A 17,248-nucleotide genomic window follows, 5' to 3' on the forward strand; every position below is an offset into this window, starting at 1 on the left:
GTCCATGCAAAAACCGGGAATGGCGGTTATTCTTTGACCCGACCGCTTACGCTCGGAATGGGGAACACTCACATGGACAAAGTCATCGTCATCACCGGCGGCAGCCGCGGCATCGGCGCCGCTACTGCGCTGTTGGCTGCCGAACTGGGCTATCGGATCTGTATCAACTATCAGGCTGATGAAGAAGCGGCGCACGGTATGCTGGAGCAAGTCCGCGCCCTCGGTGCCCAAGCCATCGCAGTGCGTGCCGACGTCAGCATCGAAGACGAAGTGATCGCTCTGTTCCATCGCGTGGACACGGAACTCGGCCGGGTCACGGCACTGGTGAACAATGCCGGCACGGTGGGACACAAGTCCCGGGTCGACGAAATGTCCGAATTCCGAATTCTCAAAATCCTCAAGACCAACATCCTGGCGCCGATCCTCTGTGCCAAGCACGCGATCCTGCGCATGTCACCCAAGCATGGCGGGCAGGGTGGCAGCATCGTCAATGTGTCTTCGGTGGCCTCGCGTCTCGGCTCGCCCAACGAGTACGTGGATTACGCGGCGTCGAAAGGTGCGCTGGACAGCTTCACTATCGGTCTGTCCAAGGAAGTGGCGGGCGAGGGCATTCGGGTCAATGCGGTGCGGCCGGGGTTCATCTACACCGACTTCCATGCACTGAGCGGGGATCCGGATCGGGTCAGCAAGCTTGAATCGGCGATTCCGATGGCCCGCGGCGGGCGGCCGGATGAAGTGGCGGAGGCGATCGTCTGGTTGCTGTCGGACAAAGCTTCTTATGCGACGGGGACGTTTGTAGATCTTGGCGGCGGGCGATGAAAGCTCAGATCAAAAGATCGCAGCCTGCGGCAGCTCCTACAGGTGTACGCAAACCATTGTAGGAGCTGCCGGAGGCTGCGATCCTTTGATTCTAAAAAGACCGCACAATCCGCCCCAACGTCTCCATCGCTTTCTCGGCTGCCTCATCCCAAGGGCTGCCGTAATTCAACCGTATACAATTCCTGAACCGCTGCGTCGGTGAAAAAATCGGCCCCGGCGCGATGCTGATCCCCTGTGCCAGCGCCATCTGGAACAATTTCAAGGAATCCATCTGCGCAGGCAACTCCAGCCACAAAAAGTAGCCGCCGGCCGGTTGACTGACCCGGGTTTGTGCCGGGAAGTACCGGGCGATGGCCGCGAGCATCGCACTTTGCTGTTCTTCCAGCGCATAACGCAATTTACGCAGATGCCGGTCGTAGCCCCCATGTTGCAAATAATCCGCAATGGCCGCCTGGGCTGGCATCGACGCGCAGAGCGAGGTCATGAGTTTGAGGCGTTCGATCTTCTGCGCGTAGCGCCCGGCAGCGACCCAGCCGATGCGGTAACCCGGCGCGAGGCTTTTGGCGAACGAACCGCAATGCATCACCAGCCCTTCAGTGTCGAAGGCTTTCGCCGGTTTCGGGGCTTGCTGGCCGTAATAGAGTTCGGCGTAGACGTCGTCTTCGATCAGCGGCACTTGATGGCTGCGTAACAGTTCCACCAGCGCCTGTTTTTTCGCTTCGGGCATGGTCGCGCCCATGGGGTTCTGGAAGCTGGTCATGCACCAGCAAGCCTTGATCGGGTGGCGCTCCAGGGTCTGGGCCAGTACGCCGAGGTCAATGCCGTCCCGTGGGTGCACGGGAATTTCCACGGCTTTGAGTTTCAGTCGTTCCAGTATTTGCAGGCAGGCGTAGAACGCCGGGGCTTCGATGGCCACCAGATCGCCGGGCTCGGTCACCGCTTGCAGGCACAGGTTCAGCGCTTCCAGGGCGCCGTTGGTGATCAGCAGTTCTTCCATCGGCAGCATCAGGCCACCGACCATATAACGCAGGGCGATTTGCCGGCGCAGTTGCGGGTTGCCCGGCGACAGATCGGTGACGACCATGCGCGGGTCCATGTCCCGTGATGCACTTGCCAGCGAGCGCGACAGCCGTTGCAGCGGAAACAGGGTCGGGCTGGGGAACGCCGAGCCGAAGGGTACAGTGTTCGGATCCTTGATCGAGTCGAGCACCGAGAACACCAGTTCGCTGACGTCGACTTCGGTGGATTCGTTGACCTGGCTACTGATCACCGGCTCTGAAAACGGGCTCGGCGCATGGGTGTTGACGAAGTAGCCGGAGCGCGGCCGAGCGCGGATCAGCCCGCGCCGTTCGAGCAGGTAATAGGCCTGGAACACAGTGGACGGGCTGACCCCGTAGGTCTGGCTGGCGTAGCGCACTGATGGCACGCGTTGGCCGGGGCCGAGGACGCCGGAGCGGATCAGTTCAGCGATGTCGTCGGCGAATTTTTCGTAGCGTTTCATCGAGTGCCTGGATGGGGGGCGTTCATTGGAAAAATGGTTGCAGCTGACATTGCCAAGATCGCAGCCTGCGGCAGCTCCTACAAGGGTTCGACATCCACCTGTAGGAGCTGCCGAAGGCTGCGATCTTTTATCTTAAAGGCTCAACGATTCATCGGCGCCACAAACCGGCTCTTAGCCACGCTATAGATACCCGGCTCATCGCTATCGACAATCCTGAAGCTGATCGTCTGCGAGCTGCTGCTCGGCCGTTCGGCCGTCATCGCCACCGACACCGGCACATCCACAATCTCGCCTGGCGCCAGGCTCAACTCGGTCTTGCCTTGCAGCTGGAAGCCATCGCCATCGACCAGGTCCAGACGATAGTCCTGGCGTTGCTGGGTCTTATTGATGACCTTGAGGCTGTAGATGTTTTCGATCTGCCCCTGACTGTTCTCGCGGAACAGGCCTCGATCCTTGCTGACATCCAGCGACACCATCGGCCGTTCCATCAGCGCCAGAACCAGAGCGCCAATCATCACCAGCAACACGGCGGTGTAACTGATCAGCCGTGGTCGCAGCAGATGCGTCTTGCCTCCCTGCAACTGATGCTCAGAGGTATAGCTGATCAGCCCGCGGGCGTAGCCCATTTTGTCCATGATCGAATCGCAAGCGTCGATGCACGCCGCACACCCGATGCATTCCATCTGCAAGCCGTCGCGGATGTCGATGCCGGTCGGGCAGACCTGCACGCAGAGCTGGCAGTCGATGCAATCACCCAGGCCAACCTCAGCCGGCGCCACGTCACGTTTGCGCGGGCCACGGTTCTCGCCGCGGGCGACGTCGTAGGAAATGGTCAGGGTGTCTTTGTCGAACATCACGCTCTGGAACCGCGCATACGGGCACATGTGCATGCACACCGCTTCGCGCAACCAGCCGGCGTTGATGTACGTCGCACCGGCGAAGAACAGTACCCAGAACAGGCTGACTCCGCCCATTTGCAAGGTCAGCAGTTCTTCTGCCAGCGGCCGGATCGGTGTGAAGTAACCGACGAAGGTCAGGCCGGTCAGCAGGCTGATCGCCAACCACAGCGTGTGCTTGGCTGAGCGGCGCATCAGCTTGTTCAGGCCCCAGGGCGCGGCTTGCAGCTTGATGCGCTGGTTGCGCTCGCCCTCGGTGATTTTCTCGCACCACATGAAGATCCAGGTCCAGGAACTCTGCGGGCAGGTGTAGCCGCACCAGACCCGACCGGCGAACACGGTGATTGCGAACAGGCCAAACGCGGCAATGATCAGCAGCGCCGACAACAGGATGAAATCCTGTGGCCAGAACGTCGCTCCGAAGATGTGGAACTTGCTTTCGGAAAGGTCCCAGAGCACGGCTTGGCGGTCACCCCAGTTCAACCACACCGTGCCGAAGAACAGCAGAAACAGAAACCCCGCGCCGCTCATGCGCAGGGTGCGGAACAGTCCGGTGAAGCTGCGGGTGTGGATCAGGTTGTCGCTGGACTTGGCCTTCACCTTTGGACGCGAAGGTTCGAATGTCTCTACGGTTCGGACGGGGATTCTATCGCTCATGGTCTTTCGCTCATCAGCCTTCATCAGGCGTGAGCACTATGAGTGTCGATCTGTTTGCAGAACAGACTCAGGTATTGCAATAAAAAGCGGATCAGATGAGCGCTGATCCGCTGCCTGCGACAAGATGAAGCAGCTGCTGCCGCGGGATGCAGGCGCCTATATCAGGCGCCCGCGGCTGCCGTTGATCCGGATCAATCAAATGACCGAATCACTGTCCGTAGCCTTCAAATGCTTACGACCGTCAACGGCGCCTGCTACGGTCAATGCGTCGGCTTCTGCTTCGGTGATGTAAACGCGCTGGCCGTTTATTTCCACCGCTGACATGGATTTTTCCGAGTCGGTGATGATGGTCACGTCGGGACACAGGCGAATTTCTTCGCCGTCCTCGGTGATGAAAAAGCAGGTCTGGTTTTCAATGCGCACGGTCATGGAGAGGTCCTTTTTTCTGCGGGATCTACAGTGTTAGGGCGCATCCGCCGGACATCGTTCTGTGCAACCGATTAATGGTCGGCGCGGTCCATCCAGAATCAAGCGACTTTCTATCCAATCATCACAAGGACAGCAGCATGAACGCGTGGTGGCATGAGGTTTGGATGACCCTGCAGGCCGAATTCGCCGACATCGGCGACGCGGCGCAACTGACACGAGTTACCGTCAGGTTGCTGATAGCGGCCATTTTGGGCGGCATCCTGGGATTCGAACGCGAACACAAGGGCAAGGCCGCCGGAGTGCGCACGCATATGCTGGTGGCCCTGGGTGCTGCGCTGTTCGTGCTGGTGCCGCAAATGTCCGGCTCCCAGGCGGATGCCATGAGCCGCGTGGTGCAGGGCGTGATCGCGGGGATTGGCTTCCTCGGTGCCGGGACCATCCTGAAAAACCAGGAAGGCGATGAAGGCCACGTAAAAGGCCTGACCACCGCCGCCGGGTTGTGGATGACGGCGGCGATCGGTGTGGCGGCAGGGTTGGGGCGGGAATCGACGGCGGTGCTGAGTACGTTGCTGGCATTGGCGATCTTCAGCGTGATGCCGCGGATCGTAAAAATGCTCGATAAAGACCGCGACCCGTAGGAGCTGCCGAAGGCTGCGATCTTTTGATCTTCAGGGGGGGCGGCGCAAAAAATCAAGATCAAAAGATCGCAGCCTCCGGCAGCTCCTACAGTGGAACATTGAATCTTCATACGGCTGGAGCAGTGTTTACGGACTCACAATCACCGGCGGCATCGTGGTTGGCGGTTCTTCGCGTGGAGGAGCGGTGGTGCCAGGCGGGTCTTGCTCCGGCACGGGTTCCGGTTCGGTCGGTGGAATAGTGGGGCTGTCGATGTTCGGATCAGGGGTTTCAGCGGGAATTGGAATACTCATCGTTGCAGTCTCCTGTAGCACTTGGCGTAAGTCGTGCTTAAGTTTGTTGACCACAGCGCGAAGGATTTGATTCCCGAAGACCCAGGCAAATCCCCGTGAACTTTTACGGCCGCCAGTCGCTCGGAACCTAGGTGAGTTAATTCAAGGAACATCAGACACAAGAGCGTCCATGGGGCGTAAAGGAGAGATGCTCGATGACTGCCGAAAAACCGACAGAGCTGAACTACAACCCTCATATGCCGCTGTCGCAGGCGTTACTGCTGCCACGTATCGCGATCGAGAACACGATGCCGATCCTGGATGGCGGGCAGTTCGCCGTAAAAGCCGTGGTGGGGCAGGACGTGGTGGTGACCAGCAAAGTGTTTGCCGATGGTCACGACAAACTGGCGGTGCGCATCCGCTGGCGTGCTGACGGCGATGAAGCCTGGCACAGCGAGGTCATGGGCGAGCTCGGCAATAATGGCTGGCAGGGCGAGTTCCGTGTCGAGCGCCAGGGCCGCTATGTGTTTTGCATTGAGGCCTGGATCGACCAGTTCGCCAGTTTCTGTTATGAGCTGGAGAAAAAGCACACGGCGCGGATCCCGGTCAGCCTTGAACTGCAGGAAGGCCGAACTCTGGTGCAACAGGCCGCCGAACGCACCGACGGGCCGTTGAGCGAAGACCTGGCGGCGCTGCACCATGAGCTGGCAGGGCTGCTTGAAGCCGAGCAAGTCGCGCTGTTCCTGCACCAGCGTAGCGCGGAGCTGATGGCCCAGGCCGATCACCGTGCCTATCTGAGCCTCAGTCCAGAGTACCCGGTGGATGTCGAACGGGAACTGGCTCAGTTTGCCAGCTGGTATGAATTGTTTCCGCGCTCGATCACCGATGATCCGGCTCGCCATGGCACTTTCAACGACGTGCATTCGCGTTTGCCGATGATTCAAGACATGGGCTTCGATGTCCTTTACTTCCCGCCGATCCATCCTATCGGACGCAGCTACCGTAAAGGCCCGAACAATTCCCTGACCGCCGGTCCGGATGATCCGGGCAGTCCGTATGCGATTGGCAGCCCGGAGGGTGGGCACGAAGCGATCAACCCGGAATTGGGCACTCGCGAGGATTTTCGCAGGCTGGTCGCGGCGGCGGCGGATCATGGCCTGGAAATCGCCCTCGACTTCGCCATCCAGTGTTCGCAGGATCACCCATGGCTGGAACAGCATCCGGGCTGGTTCAACTGGCGGCCGGACGGCACGATCAAATACGCCGAAAACCCGCCGAAAAAATACCAGGACATCGTCAACGTCGACTTCTACGCCGTCGAAGCCATTCCCAGCCTGTGGGTCGAGTTGCGTGACATTGTCGTAGGTTGGGTCGAGGAGGGCGTGAAGATCTTTCGCGTCGATAACCCACACACGAAACCGTTGCCGTTCTGGCAATGGCTGATCGCGGATGTGCGGGCGCTGTACCCCGAGGTGATCTTCCTGGCGGAAGCCTTCACTACGCCGGCGATGATGGCGCGTTTGGGCAAGGTCGGTTATTCCCAGAGCTACACCTACTTCACCTGGCGCAATACCAAGTATGAACTGTCGACTTATTTCGCCGAACTCAACGAATCGCCGTGGCGCGAATGTTATCGGCCGAATTTCTTCGTCAATACACCTGACATCAACCCGGCGTTTTTGCATGAATCGGGACGGGCCGGTTTCCTGATCCGCGCGGCGCTGGCGACCATGGGCTCCGGCTTGTGGGGCATGTATTCAGGCTTCGAACTGTGTGAAGCCGCTCCGGTGCCGGGCAAGGAGGAGTACCTCAATTCGGAGAAGTACGAAATCCGTCCAAGGGATTTCAACGCGCCGGGCAACATCATTGCCGAAATCGCACAGCTCAACCGCATTCGTCGGCAAAACCCGGCGTTGCACACGCATTTGGGCCTGACGATCTACAACGCCTGGAACGACAACATCCTGTATTTCGGCAAGCGCAGTGCAGATGGCAGCAATTTCATCCTGGTGGCTGTCAGCCTTGATCCGCACAACGTCCAGGAAGCGAATTTCGAATTGCCGCTATGGGAAATGGGGTTGCCTGACGACGCGCATACCCAGGGCGAAGATTTGATGAGCGGCCACCGCTGGACCTGGTACGGCAAGTACCAGTTCATGCGGATCGACCCCGCGCACCAGCCGTTCGGGATTTGGCGGATTACCACCTCTTGAATGCGGCACCGCATTTATTGGCGGTCGCATAACCCCGTAGGAGCTGCCGCAGGCTGCGATCTTTTGATCTGATCTTAACGATCAAGGCCAAGATCAAAAGATCGCAGCCTGCGGCAACTCCTACACAGGAAGCGTCGTTTGAAAAATGTGGGGCATTACCGAATACAACAGGAGTTTCAAATGGCGAAGAAACCCAAGGCTGCCACCTTTATCAAGGACCCGCTCTGGTACAAGGATGCGGTTATCTACCAGGTTCACGTTAAGTCTTTTTTCGACTCCAACAACGACGGGATCGGCGACTTTCCCGGTCTTATCGCCAAACTCGATTACATTGCCGACCTCGGCGTCAACACCATCTGGCTGTTGCCGTTCTATCCGTCGCCTCGTCGTGATGATGGCTACGACATCGCCGAATACCGTGGCGTACACTCCGACTACGGGACCATGGCCGACGCCAGGCGCTTCATCGCCGAAGCGCATAAACGGGGTTTGCGGGTCATTACCGAGCTGGTCATCAACCACACCTCGGACCAGCATGCGTGGTTCCAGCGAGCGCGCAAGGCCAAACCCGGTTCGGCGGCGCGGGACTTCTACGTCTGGTCCGATGACGATCACAAATACGACGGCACCCGCATCATCTTTCTCGACACCGAGAAGTCCAACTGGACCTGGGACCCGGTGGCCGGCCAGTACTTCTGGCACCGTTTCTATTCCCACCAGCCAGACCTGAACTTCGATAACCCGCAAGTCATGAAAGCGGTGCTGTCGGTCATGCGCTACTGGCTCGACATGGGCATCGATGGTTTGCGCCTGGACGCGATTCCGTACCTGATCGAACGCGACGGCACCAACAACGAAAACCTGCCCGAGACCCACGATGTCCTCAAGCAGATCCGTGCCGAAATCGACGCCAACTACCCCGACCGCATGCTGCTCGCCGAGGCCAACCAATGGCCGGAAGACACGCAGCTGTACTTCGGCGACACCGACGCCAAAGGCCTCAACGGCGACGAATGCCACATGGCGTTCCACTTCCCGCTGATGCCGCGCATGTACATGGCGCTGGCCCAGGAAGACCGTTTCCCGATCACCGACATCCTGCGCCAGACCCCGGAGATCCCCGCCAACTGCCAGTGGGCGATTTTCCTGCGCAACCACGATGAACTGACCCTGGAAATGGTCACCGACAAGGAACGCGATTACCTGTGGAATTACTACGCGGCCGACCGTCGGGCGCGGATCAACCTGGGGATTCGCCGCCGTCTCGCACCGCTGATGGAGCGTGACCGCCGCCGTGTCGAACTGCTCAACAGCCTGCTGCTGTCGATGCCTGGCACGCCGACGCTGTATTACGGCGATGAAATCGGCATGGGCGACAACATTTACCTCGGCGATCGCGACGGCGTGCGCACGCCGATGCAATGGTCGATCGACCGCAACGGCGGGTTCTCCCGCGCCGACCCGGCGAGCCTGGTGCTGCCACCGATCATGGACCCGCAGTACGGTTACCTGTCGGTCAACGTCGAAACCCAGGCCGGTGACCCGCATTCGTTGCTGAACTGGATGCGGCGCATGCTCGCCGTGCGCAAGCAGTCCAAGGCATTCGGTCGCGGCACGCTGAAAATGCTCTCGCCGAGCAACCGGCGGATTCTGGCGTATACCCGTGAATTCACCGGGCCGGATGGCAAGTACGAAATCATCCTGTGTGTGGCCAACGTCTCACGCAGTGCGCAAGCGGCGGAACTGGACCTGTCCGCGTATGCCGGGATGGTGCCGGTGGAGATGCTCGGCGGTAACGCGTTCCCGCCCATCGGCCAGCTTAATTTCCTGCTGACCCTGGCGCCTTACGGTTTCTACTGGTTCGGCCTGGCGGCGGAAAACCAGATGCCTAGCTGGCACGTCGAGCCGGCGCAAAGCCTGCCGGACTTCACCACGCTGGTGCTGAAGAAACGCATGGAAGAACTGCTCGAAGCCCCTTCGCGGGGCACGCTGGAGCAGGCCATCCTGCCGAACTGGTTACAGAACCGGCGCTGGTTTGCCGGCAAGGACGCGACGATCGAGAAGGTCAACCTGGCCTACGGTGTGCGTTTCGGCGATCCGCAGCATCCGGTGTTACTGAGTGAAATTGAAGTGACCAGCGCTGGCCAGACCAGCCGCTATCAGCTGCCATTCGGTTTTATCGCCGAAGACCAGGTCGGCGCCGCGTTGCCACAACAACTGGCGCTGTCGCGTGTTCGGCGCGGGCCGCAGGTTGGTTTGATCACCGACGCGTTCGCCCTCGAAACCTTTATCCGCGCCGTGCTGCAGGGCATGCAGAACAGCACCGTGTTGCCGTCGGATGGCGGCGAGATCCGTTTCGAGCCGACTGCCGAACTGGACAAGCTCGGCCTTACGCCTGAGTCTGAGGTGCGTTACCTGTCCGCCGAACAGTCCAACAGTTCGGTAGTGGTCGGCAAAAGCATGGTGCTCAAGCTGATCCGCAAAGTCGCCTCGGGCACCCACCCGGAACTGGAGATGAGCGCGTACCTGACCAACGCCGGGTTCGCCAATATTTCGCCCCTGTTGGGCGCGGTGATTCGGCGCGATGGCAAGGGCGAAGACAACCTGCTGATGATCGCCCAGGGCTATCTGAGCAACCAGGGCGATGCCTGGGAATGGACCCAGAACAACCTCGAACGGGCATTGCGCGACGAACTCGCCGATGCCATGTCCGAACAGGAACAGCACTACAACGCACTGGGCGAGCTGAGAGATTTCGCCGGGATGCTCGGCCAGCGTCTCGGTGAAATGCACCAGGTGCTGGCGGCACCCACTGACAATCCGGATTTCGCGCCACAGGTCACCTCGCAAAAAGATGCGCTGGCGTCGGCCAAGGACGTCGCCGCGCAGCTGGAGCACGCGCTGAAGTTGCTCAAGCAACATCAAAGCGAACTGAACCCTGCGGACAAAGCGTTGGTCAGTCGTTTACTGGACAACAAAAAAGCCATCCTCAGCCATGTTCAGGACCTGGGCAAAAAAGCCGCCGGCGGGTTACGCATTCGCGTCCATGGCGATTTGCACCTGGGGCAAGTGCTGGTGATCAAGGGCGACGCCTATCTGATCGACTTCGAGGGCGAGCCGGCGCGGCCATTGAGCGAGCGCCGTGGCAAACATAGCCCGTACAAGGACGTCAGTGGCGTGTTGCGTTCCTTCGACTATGCGGCGGCGATGACGATCAACGTGCACAACGTCGACAACACCGCGGATGCGCTAGCGGCGCGACATAAGGTCGCGGAGCGTTACCTGAATGAAGCAAAACAGGCATTTGTCGACGCTTATCGGCTGGCGGCAGCTAGTCTTGCTCATGCGTGGCAAGATCCTAAAGGCGAGGACGCCGCGCTGGCGTTGTTCGGTCTGGAGAAGGCGGCGTATGAGGTGGCATATGAGGCGGAAAACCGCCCCACGTGGTTGCCCGTGCCGTTACACGGCTTATATGGATTATTAAGTGGGCTTAAACCCTTTTCCGATCTTGGTGGAGAGTAGTCATGAGTTTCTCGAACAAGGAACAGGGTCACGCTAAAGAAGCGTTACTGCCCAGATCGCGGGACATCGACGCGCTGGTGCGTGCTGAACATCGCGACCCTTTTGCAATACTCGGACCCCACGGTGATGACACCGGCGGGCAATTCATTCGGGCTTATCTGCCGGACGCTTTGAGCGTGCAAGTGTTGGCCAAGGACTCCGGGGAAGAACTCGGCAATCTTGAGGCCACGCAGACTCCGGGTCTGTTTGTCGGTCATTTCGAGCGGGCCCAGCCCTATCTGCTGCGTACCCGTTGGGCAGGCGGCGAACAAACCTCCGAAGACCCTTACAGCTTCGGCCCGTTGCTCGGCGAGATGGACTTGTACCTGTTTGCTGAAGGCAATCATCGCGACTTGAGCAGTTGCCTCGGCGCGCAACTGAAAAATGTCGACGGGGTCGACGGCGTGCGTTTCGCCGTGTGGGCGCCAAACGCCAAGCGCGTCTCGGTGGTCGGTGACTTCAACAACTGGGACGGCCGTCGACACCCGATGCGCTTGCGCCATCCCACCGGAGTCTGGGAACTGTTCATCCCGCGACTCCAGGCGGGGGAAACCTACAAATACGAAATACTCGGTGCCAACGGCATTTTGCCGCTCAAGGCTGATCCGATGGCGCTGGCCACTTCGCTGCCGCCGGACACCGCCTCGAAAGTCGCCTCACCGCTGAATATCGACTGGCAGGACCACGACTGGATGCAATCCCGTGGCGACCGTCAGCGGCCGAATGCGCCGCTGTCGATCTACGAATTGCATGCCGGTTCCTGGCAATGCGAGCTCGACGATCTGGGGGAAGTCGCTCGTCAGTACACCTGGCACGAGTTGGGTGAACGACTGATCCCGTATGTGGCGGAGCTGGGCTTCACCCATATCGAACTGATGCCGATCATGGAACATCCGTTCGGTGGTTCATGGGGTTATCAGCTGTTGTCGCAGTTCGCCCCCAGTGCCCGTTATGGCTCGCCGGATGATTTCGCCGCTTTCGTCAACGCCTGTCACCAGGCCGGCATTGGTGTGATCCTCGACTGGGTGCCGGCGCATTTTCCGACGGATACCCATGGCCTCGCTCAGTTCGACGGCACCGCCTTGTATGAATACGGCAACCCCCAGGAAGGCTTCCATCAGGACTGGGACACACTGATCTACAACCTGGGCCGCACCGAAGTGCACGGCTACATGCTCGCTTCGGCGCTGCATTGGCTCAAGCATTTCCACGTCGATGGCCTGCGGGTCGATGCCGTGGCCTCGATGCTGTATCGCGATTATTCGCGCAAGGCGGGCGAGTGGGTGCCCAACCGTCACGGCGGCCGGGAAAACCTTGAAGCCATCGACTTCCTGCGCCACCTCAACGACGTCGTCGCCCTCGAGGCGCCGGGTGCGCTGGTGATTGCCGAAGAGTCCACCGCGTGGCCGGGTGTCAGCCAAAGCACCCAGCAAGGCGGGCTGGGCTTCAATTACAAGTGGAACATGGGCTGGATGCACGATTCATTGCATTACATCCAGCAGGACCCGGTGTACCGCGCCCATCACCACGATGAGCTGAGTTTCGGCCTGGTGTATGCCTGGTCCGAGCGTTTCATCTTGCCGATCTCCCACGATGAAGTCGTGCATGGCAAGCATTCACTGATCGACAAGATGCCCGGCGACCGCTGGCAGAAATTCGCCAACTTGCGGGCTTACCTGAGTTTCATGTGGGCGCATCCGGGCAAGAAGCTGTTGTTCATGGGCTGCGAGTTCGGCCAGTGGCGCGAGTGGAACCACGATCAGCAACTGGACTGGTACTTGCTGCAATACTCGGAACACAAAGGCGTGCAGAAACTGGTCGGCGATCTCAATCGGCTGTATCGCGAAGAGCCTGCACTGCATGAGCAGGACGATGCACCACAAGGCTTCCAGTGGCTGATCGGTGACGATGCGATCAACAGCGTTTATGCCTTCCTGCGCTGGAGCAAAGAGGGGAGACCGGTGTTGGTGGTGGCTAACTTCACGCCAGTGCCGCGTCAGGCTTACCGCATTGGGGTGCCCTTTGCCGGGCGCTGGACGGAGGTGATCAACAGCGATGCGGCGATGTATGCCGGCTCGAATTACGGCAATAGCGGCGGGGCGTTTACCGAGGAAGAACCGAGCCACGGGCAGGCATTGTCGCTGGTGCTGAATTTGCCACCGCTGGCGGTGTTGATGTTGCGTCCGGAGTAAGCAAGATCAAAAGATCGCAGCCTTTTGTAGGAGCTGCCGAAGGCTGCGATCTTTTGCTTGTATCAACCATTCACCACCGCATCCGCACACCCAGGCTCCCGATCAACCCGTTCAAATCATTGTCGTCCACATCGCTGCTGTAATCGGCGCTGACGTACATGCTCACCGCCGGTGTCACCCTGGCCACCAACCCCAAGCCCAATTCGACCGTCGATGAATTGCGGCTGCTGCTGATCTTGTCGACTTGATCGAGGGTCACAGTGTTGCCGGTGTACACGGTGTGCCACAAGTTGGTCCGCACATAGGGTTCGACGGGCAGGCCATTGAGGTCGTAACTACCTTTCAACTTTGCGCCGACCCGTCCGCTCCAGGACGTCAGGTCGCTGGACGAGGCATTGCCGGAGCCCGCGTACGGGGTATCCAGGGTAATGCGCTGATTGATCAATTGCGCCTGCGGTTCAACCACCCAGTTATCGCTCAGGCCAATCGGGAAACCACCCTCGACCGAGAGGGTCATCGCGCTGCCTTCGGTGGCTTGTCGAGCGCCCTGGTCATTGCGACTGAAGCCGTTGACCCTGCCGCCACTGGCGGTCAAATCGACGTGCCAGCCTTGGGGGCCGGTCAGACTCCAGTAGGCGCCAAGACTCTGGCCTTGAAGGTTGAGGGTGTCGCTGTTCGGGTCGGCCAGGGCGGGGCTGGTCACCAAGCCGTTGCTGTTGCCCTGGAACTGGGTCAGGCCGCCGATCAGCCCGACTCGCTGAGTGTGCCCGCTACTGCTTTGCAGGGTCAGAATCGGCGGGCTTTTCAATTCGCCGGCACCCGAGAACGTCGAGCCCAGGGCCAGATAGTCGGTTTGTGCCTGGCGCGAGGCGTGTCCATACAGCTGATCCCAGGCCGAGGGCGCAGCGTCCTCGGTGGTCAGGTGTGTACTTCGTAAATCAGGGGCGGCGCTGAATCGGCCGGGGTAGGTTGTCGCGAGAGCAGCGGTCAAGGTAAGGACCGGGACATCCTGGGAATACCAGGGCGTTGTATCTTCCTCCGCAGGCGAGGCCTGCACTTCAATGGAGGTGCACAGCAGGAGTGAACTCGAGACAGTGCAAAAAGTGACTTTGATCTCTTCTGAAGTGAGTGAGGTTCTCATGGGGGTCTACCTTGCAATCGCATTCCGTATCTCGCTCTGGCGTCTCTCCTACCCCGAATGAGGGGCGACCGAATGGATTGGGGCAAACCTCTGCCCGCCCGTTTTTACGGGTTTCTGGGGTTTGTCCCTGATGGTACTTCCGGGGGTAGTACGGTGAAGCTAAGAAGACCCATGGCCGTGCGTCAAGAAAATGGCCGATAAATGGTAGTGCTATTTTAGCGGTTGCAAGTCACTGATTTCAGCTGATCATCTAAGTTGTTGTTTGTACAAAAAAACGTCAGAACAACCGCGTGCTAGACGGGTTTGGTAGCAAGCTACCGGCTTACCAGCTGACTCTCACACCGATATTGCCGGTCGTTCCGCGCAGCTGATTGCTGTCGATATTGCGAGTGTAATCGGCGCTGGCGTAGACACTGACGGACGGCGCCACGCTCAACACCACCCCGATTCCCAGATCGGCTGACGAGGACTGTTGCTCGGTATTGATTTGAGTGGTTCCCGCAAACGTCACTGAGTCACTGCCGGAAAAGGTGTGCCACAGGTTGGCGCGCACAAAAGGTTCGAGCGGGCGACCGCTGAGTTCGTAACTGCCCTTGAGCCGGGCGCCGAGACGACCGGTCCAGGCGCCGTCAGAATCGAACGACACGCGGGAAACGCCGTCATCCTGGCTGTCCAGGGACACTTTTTGGTGGATGACTTGCGCCTGGGGTTCCACCACCCAATTGTGCATCAGCTGGATCGGATATCCGGCCTCGGCCGAGACGGTCAAGGCATGGCCGCGTGTGTCAAGCTTGAGTCCGCGCTCGGAGTGACTATCGCCATCCAGTCGAGTGCCCATCACGACCGTGTCGACGTACCAGCCGGTGGGGTCGATCAGTGTCCAGTACAGGCCGACGCTGTCACCTTGCAGTTCCACCTTGCCGGCGCGCTTGCCCTCGAAGCCTTGGTTGAAACCGTCGACGTCACCCTGCAAACGGGTGTGACCAACGAAGAAACCGGTGCGCTGGGTTTGCCCGCCTGAGAGTTGCGAGCTGTAGACGTCGTTGCCGACTTGAAAGCCGTTGAGTGAACCATTGAGCCGCGGTGTCACGGTGCCGGCCCAGGTCTGGTCGAGATTTTTACCATAAGCCCGGCCCCAACCAGCGCCAAAGGCTCCGGTTTCGTTGAGCAGGCGTTGGTCGCCCTGACGATCGTGGAATGTACCGAGGGCCGCAAGGGTCAGTTGTGCTGCGGCCGGCGGCAATACCGACCAGGTCGGGACCTCCGGGCGATACAACGGAATCGGTGCTGCGCCTGCGACTGCAGGCGGTAGCGGCGGGGTTCCCGGCGCCGCTACCGGCACTGAGACTGCCGGAGCCAGAAGCGGGGCTTCCGGCGGCGCTGCCGGGTCTGCGACGGCGGCAGCCAGAGGTGCCACGACGGCAGAGCGCAGGTACCAACTGTTTTCAGTGCCGGCAGTGACGCCGCCCTTGAACAGGTAGTAATCGAAGGCGCCCGCTGAGACCGGGGCCTTAAGTGCAAAGGCGCTGTTGGCGCTGACTGCCGTGCCTTGTGCCTGGACCAACTGGATGCCGTTCTGCAGGGTCAGCGCACCGGTCCCCCCGAGGTTGCTGATGCTGATCAACGTGCTGCCGGTCAACGTCCCGTCCTTGACCACCAGTTTGTCGCTGGGGGAATTGTCATCGCCCACCGCACTTTGCAACAACAGTTGGCCGCCGTTCCCGGCGTAATTGCCCTGTACCGTCAGCGTATCGTTGGTGCGGGTATTGCCGCTGGCCAGGTCGATCACCCCGGCGTTGTTCAGGGTGACGCGCTGGCCAGGGGTGAAGGGCGTAACGCTGCCTTGGGTCGAGGTCAATGTGCTGCTGCCGTCAATATTGAACACGCCGGTGCCACTGGCGCTGTCACCCAGGACCCAGTTGTCCGCCAGATCGAACCGTGAGCCGTTGTTCAGGTTGACCGTTTCCCAATTGATGTAACGGGCAGCGCCCGCTGATGTGGTGTGATCGAAGATCATCACATCGTTGCCGGCCCCGCCGTCGATGGTCGGGGTGAGGGTCAGGGTGCTGTCATTCAGATTGCGCAGTGTCGCGCGGTCGTTGTCTTCACCCATCAGGATGGCCGAGTGAATCAGGCCGCCACCACTCCAGAGGAACGTGTCATTGCCCGCACTGGCGCGGATCTCGCCGACGACTTCACCACCCGTCACCGTGATGCTGTCGTCACCGCCGCTGACGCTGATGTTGCCGCCGATGAATCCGCCGGACACGATGATGGTGTCTTTACCGAAGCCGGTCACCAGATTGCCCAGGATCTTTCCACCCGACATGTCGAAGGTGTTGTCATCGAGTTTCATATTGACCCGCCCGATGGTGCCTCCCGTCATCGCCGCGAAGTCACCGTCCTCGAACGCGTCGACAATGGTGCCGCCGGTCATCCGGAATTGGTCCAGGCTATCGCCTTGGAAAAGTGCCTGGATACTGCCGCCGTTCATGATGAACGTGTCGATGCCATTGCCCTGGTGAACTTCGCCAGTCATCCGGCCATTGTCGACTTGCAGGAAATTGACCCCGTCACCCTGATTAAGCACGCCATCGAGGGTGCCCGACCCCATCACCACCCGGTCGGCGCCAGCACCGAAGGTCACGTTGCCATTGATGGTGCCGGTGCCATTGGCCGGGAAGGCCAAGCTGTTGTTGCCCGCCAGGTCAGTTAACGGCCCACTGCTGGCGCTGTCGCAGACGTAGTTGTCATTTCCTCCGGTTGGCGTGAGCGTGCAGCTCGCGTTGGCCATTTGCGGCCAATTGATACACAGCAAAATGGCAATCGCACAGACCCCGCATCGTTCCTTGGATAGTTCTGTCGAACGGCTCATGCTCGTCTCCGAAAGGAAAACCTTCGAGCACAACGTATCAACAGTTTGTTGGCCTA

General features: G+C 59.9%; 11 protein-coding genes. 5 read left to right on the forward strand and 6 right to left on the reverse strand.

Annotated features, from left to right (window positions below; all coding sequences use genetic code 11):
* Positions 1 to 72: 72 nt before the first annotated feature.
* On the forward strand, positions 73 to 819 hold the full coding sequence (locus ACA052_RS13240) for an SDR family oxidoreductase (protein WP_497650077.1): 747 nt from the start codon (positions 73 to 75) through the stop codon (positions 817 to 819).
* Positions 820 to 910: 91 nt separating this feature from the next.
* Here ACA052_RS13240 and mapR read toward each other — a convergent pair whose 3' ends face one another.
* From mapR to ACA052_RS13255, 3 genes are all read right to left on the reverse strand, one after another.
* Positions 911 to 2,320, reverse strand: coding sequence for a GntR family transcriptional regulator MpaR (mapR, locus tag ACA052_RS13245; protein WP_497650078.1), 1,410 nt, complete (start codon positions 2,318 to 2,320; stop codon positions 911 to 913).
* 140 nt (positions 2,321 to 2,460) lie between these two features.
* A complete protein-coding gene (ccoG, locus tag ACA052_RS13250; protein WP_497650079.1) occupies positions 2,461 to 3,873 on the reverse strand; it encodes a cytochrome c oxidase accessory protein CcoG in 1,413 nt (470 codons plus the stop codon).
* A 195-nt stretch (positions 3,874 to 4,068) separates the two neighbouring features.
* Positions 4,069 to 4,302 carry a DUF3203 family protein gene (locus tag ACA052_RS13255; protein WP_497650080.1) on the reverse strand — a complete coding sequence of 78 codons (234 nt, stop codon included), beginning with the start codon at positions 4,300 to 4,302 and terminating at the stop codon, positions 4,069 to 4,071.
* Between the two features lie 137 nt (positions 4,303 to 4,439).
* Here ACA052_RS13255 and ACA052_RS13260 point away from each other — a divergent pair, with 137 nt between their 5' ends.
* A complete protein-coding gene (locus ACA052_RS13260; RefSeq protein WP_497650081.1) occupies positions 4,440 to 4,940 on the forward strand; it encodes an MgtC/SapB family protein in 501 nt (166 codons plus the stop codon).
* A 126-nt stretch (positions 4,941 to 5,066) separates the two neighbouring features.
* Here the strand turns inward: ACA052_RS13260 and ACA052_RS13265 are convergent, their stop codons facing one another.
* Positions 5,067 to 5,231, reverse strand: a complete 165-nt coding sequence (locus ACA052_RS13265) for a hypothetical protein (protein ID WP_497650082.1) — start codon at positions 5,229 to 5,231, stop codon at positions 5,067 to 5,069.
* 194 nt (positions 5,232 to 5,425) lie between these two features.
* On the opposite strand from ACA052_RS13265, the gene ACA052_RS13270 reads away from it, so the two are divergent.
* From ACA052_RS13270 to glgB, 3 genes are all read left to right on the forward strand, one after another.
* Positions 5,426 to 7,423 (forward strand): alpha-1,4-glucan--maltose-1-phosphate maltosyltransferase, encoded by a 1,998-nt coding sequence (locus tag ACA052_RS13270; RefSeq protein ID WP_497650083.1) that lies wholly within the window; start codon positions 5,426 to 5,428, stop codon positions 7,421 to 7,423.
* Positions 7,424 to 7,603: 180 nt separating this feature from the next.
* Positions 7,604 to 10,945, forward strand: coding sequence for a maltose alpha-D-glucosyltransferase (gene treS, locus ACA052_RS13275; RefSeq protein ID WP_497650084.1), 3,342 nt, complete (start codon positions 7,604 to 7,606; stop codon positions 10,943 to 10,945).
* Between the two features lie 2 nt (positions 10,946 to 10,947).
* On the forward strand, positions 10,948 to 13,176 hold the full coding sequence (gene glgB, locus ACA052_RS13280; protein WP_497650085.1) for a 1,4-alpha-glucan branching protein GlgB: 2,229 nt from the start codon (positions 10,948 to 10,950) through the stop codon (positions 13,174 to 13,176).
* A gap of 70 nt (positions 13,177 to 13,246) precedes the next feature.
* Here the strand turns inward: glgB and ACA052_RS13285 are convergent, their stop codons facing one another.
* Together ACA052_RS13285 and ACA052_RS13290 are read right to left on the reverse strand one after the other, a co-directional pair.
* Positions 13,247 to 14,317, reverse strand: coding sequence for an autotransporter domain-containing protein (locus tag ACA052_RS13285; RefSeq protein ID WP_497650086.1), 1,071 nt, complete (start codon positions 14,315 to 14,317; stop codon positions 13,247 to 13,249).
* 322 nt (positions 14,318 to 14,639) lie between these two features.
* The gene (locus tag ACA052_RS13290) at positions 14,640 to 17,192 is read right to left on the reverse strand and encodes an autotransporter family protein (protein WP_497650087.1); all 2,553 of its coding nucleotides are present in this window, start codon (positions 17,190 to 17,192) and stop codon (positions 14,640 to 14,642) included.
* Between the last annotated feature and the right edge of the window lie 56 nt (positions 17,193 to 17,248).

Source organism: Pseudomonas sp. LBUM1644 (assembly GCF_059716195.1).

What these genes read in the sequence shown, in the direction of transcription:
- glgB (WP_497650085.1), top strand. Translation starts at nt 10,948, where the DNA reads ATGAGTTTCTCGAACAAGGAACAGGGTCACGCTAAAGAAGCGTTACTG.
- ACA052_RS13255 (WP_497650080.1), bottom strand. Translation starts at nt 4,302, where the DNA reads ATGACCGTGCGCATTGAAAACCAGACCTGCTTTTTCATCACCGAGGAC.
- ACA052_RS13265 (WP_497650082.1), bottom strand. Translation starts at nt 5,231, where the DNA reads ATGAGTATTCCAATTCCCGCTGAAACCCCTGATCCGAACATCGACAGC.
- ACA052_RS13285 (WP_497650086.1), bottom strand. Translation starts at nt 14,317, where the DNA reads ATGAGAACCTCACTCACTTCAGAAGAGATCAAAGTCACTTTTTGCACT.
- treS (WP_497650084.1), top strand. Translation starts at nt 7,604, where the DNA reads ATGGCGAAGAAACCCAAGGCTGCCACCTTTATCAAGGACCCGCTCTGG.
- ccoG (WP_497650079.1), bottom strand. Translation starts at nt 3,873, where the DNA reads ATGAGCGATAGAATCCCCGTCCGAACCGTAGAGACATTCGAACCTTCG.
- ACA052_RS13260 (WP_497650081.1), top strand. Translation starts at nt 4,440, where the DNA reads ATGAACGCGTGGTGGCATGAGGTTTGGATGACCCTGCAGGCCGAATTC.
- mapR (WP_497650078.1), bottom strand. Translation starts at nt 2,320, where the DNA reads ATGAAACGCTACGAAAAATTCGCCGACGACATCGCTGAACTGATCCGC.
- ACA052_RS13240 (WP_497650077.1), top strand. Translation starts at nt 73, where the DNA reads ATGGACAAAGTCATCGTCATCACCGGCGGCAGCCGCGGCATCGGCGCC.
- ACA052_RS13270 (WP_497650083.1), top strand. Translation starts at nt 5,426, where the DNA reads ATGACTGCCGAAAAACCGACAGAGCTGAACTACAACCCTCATATGCCG.
- ACA052_RS13290 (WP_497650087.1), bottom strand. Translation starts at nt 17,192, where the DNA reads ATGAGCCGTTCGACAGAACTATCCAAGGAACGATGCGGGGTCTGTGCG.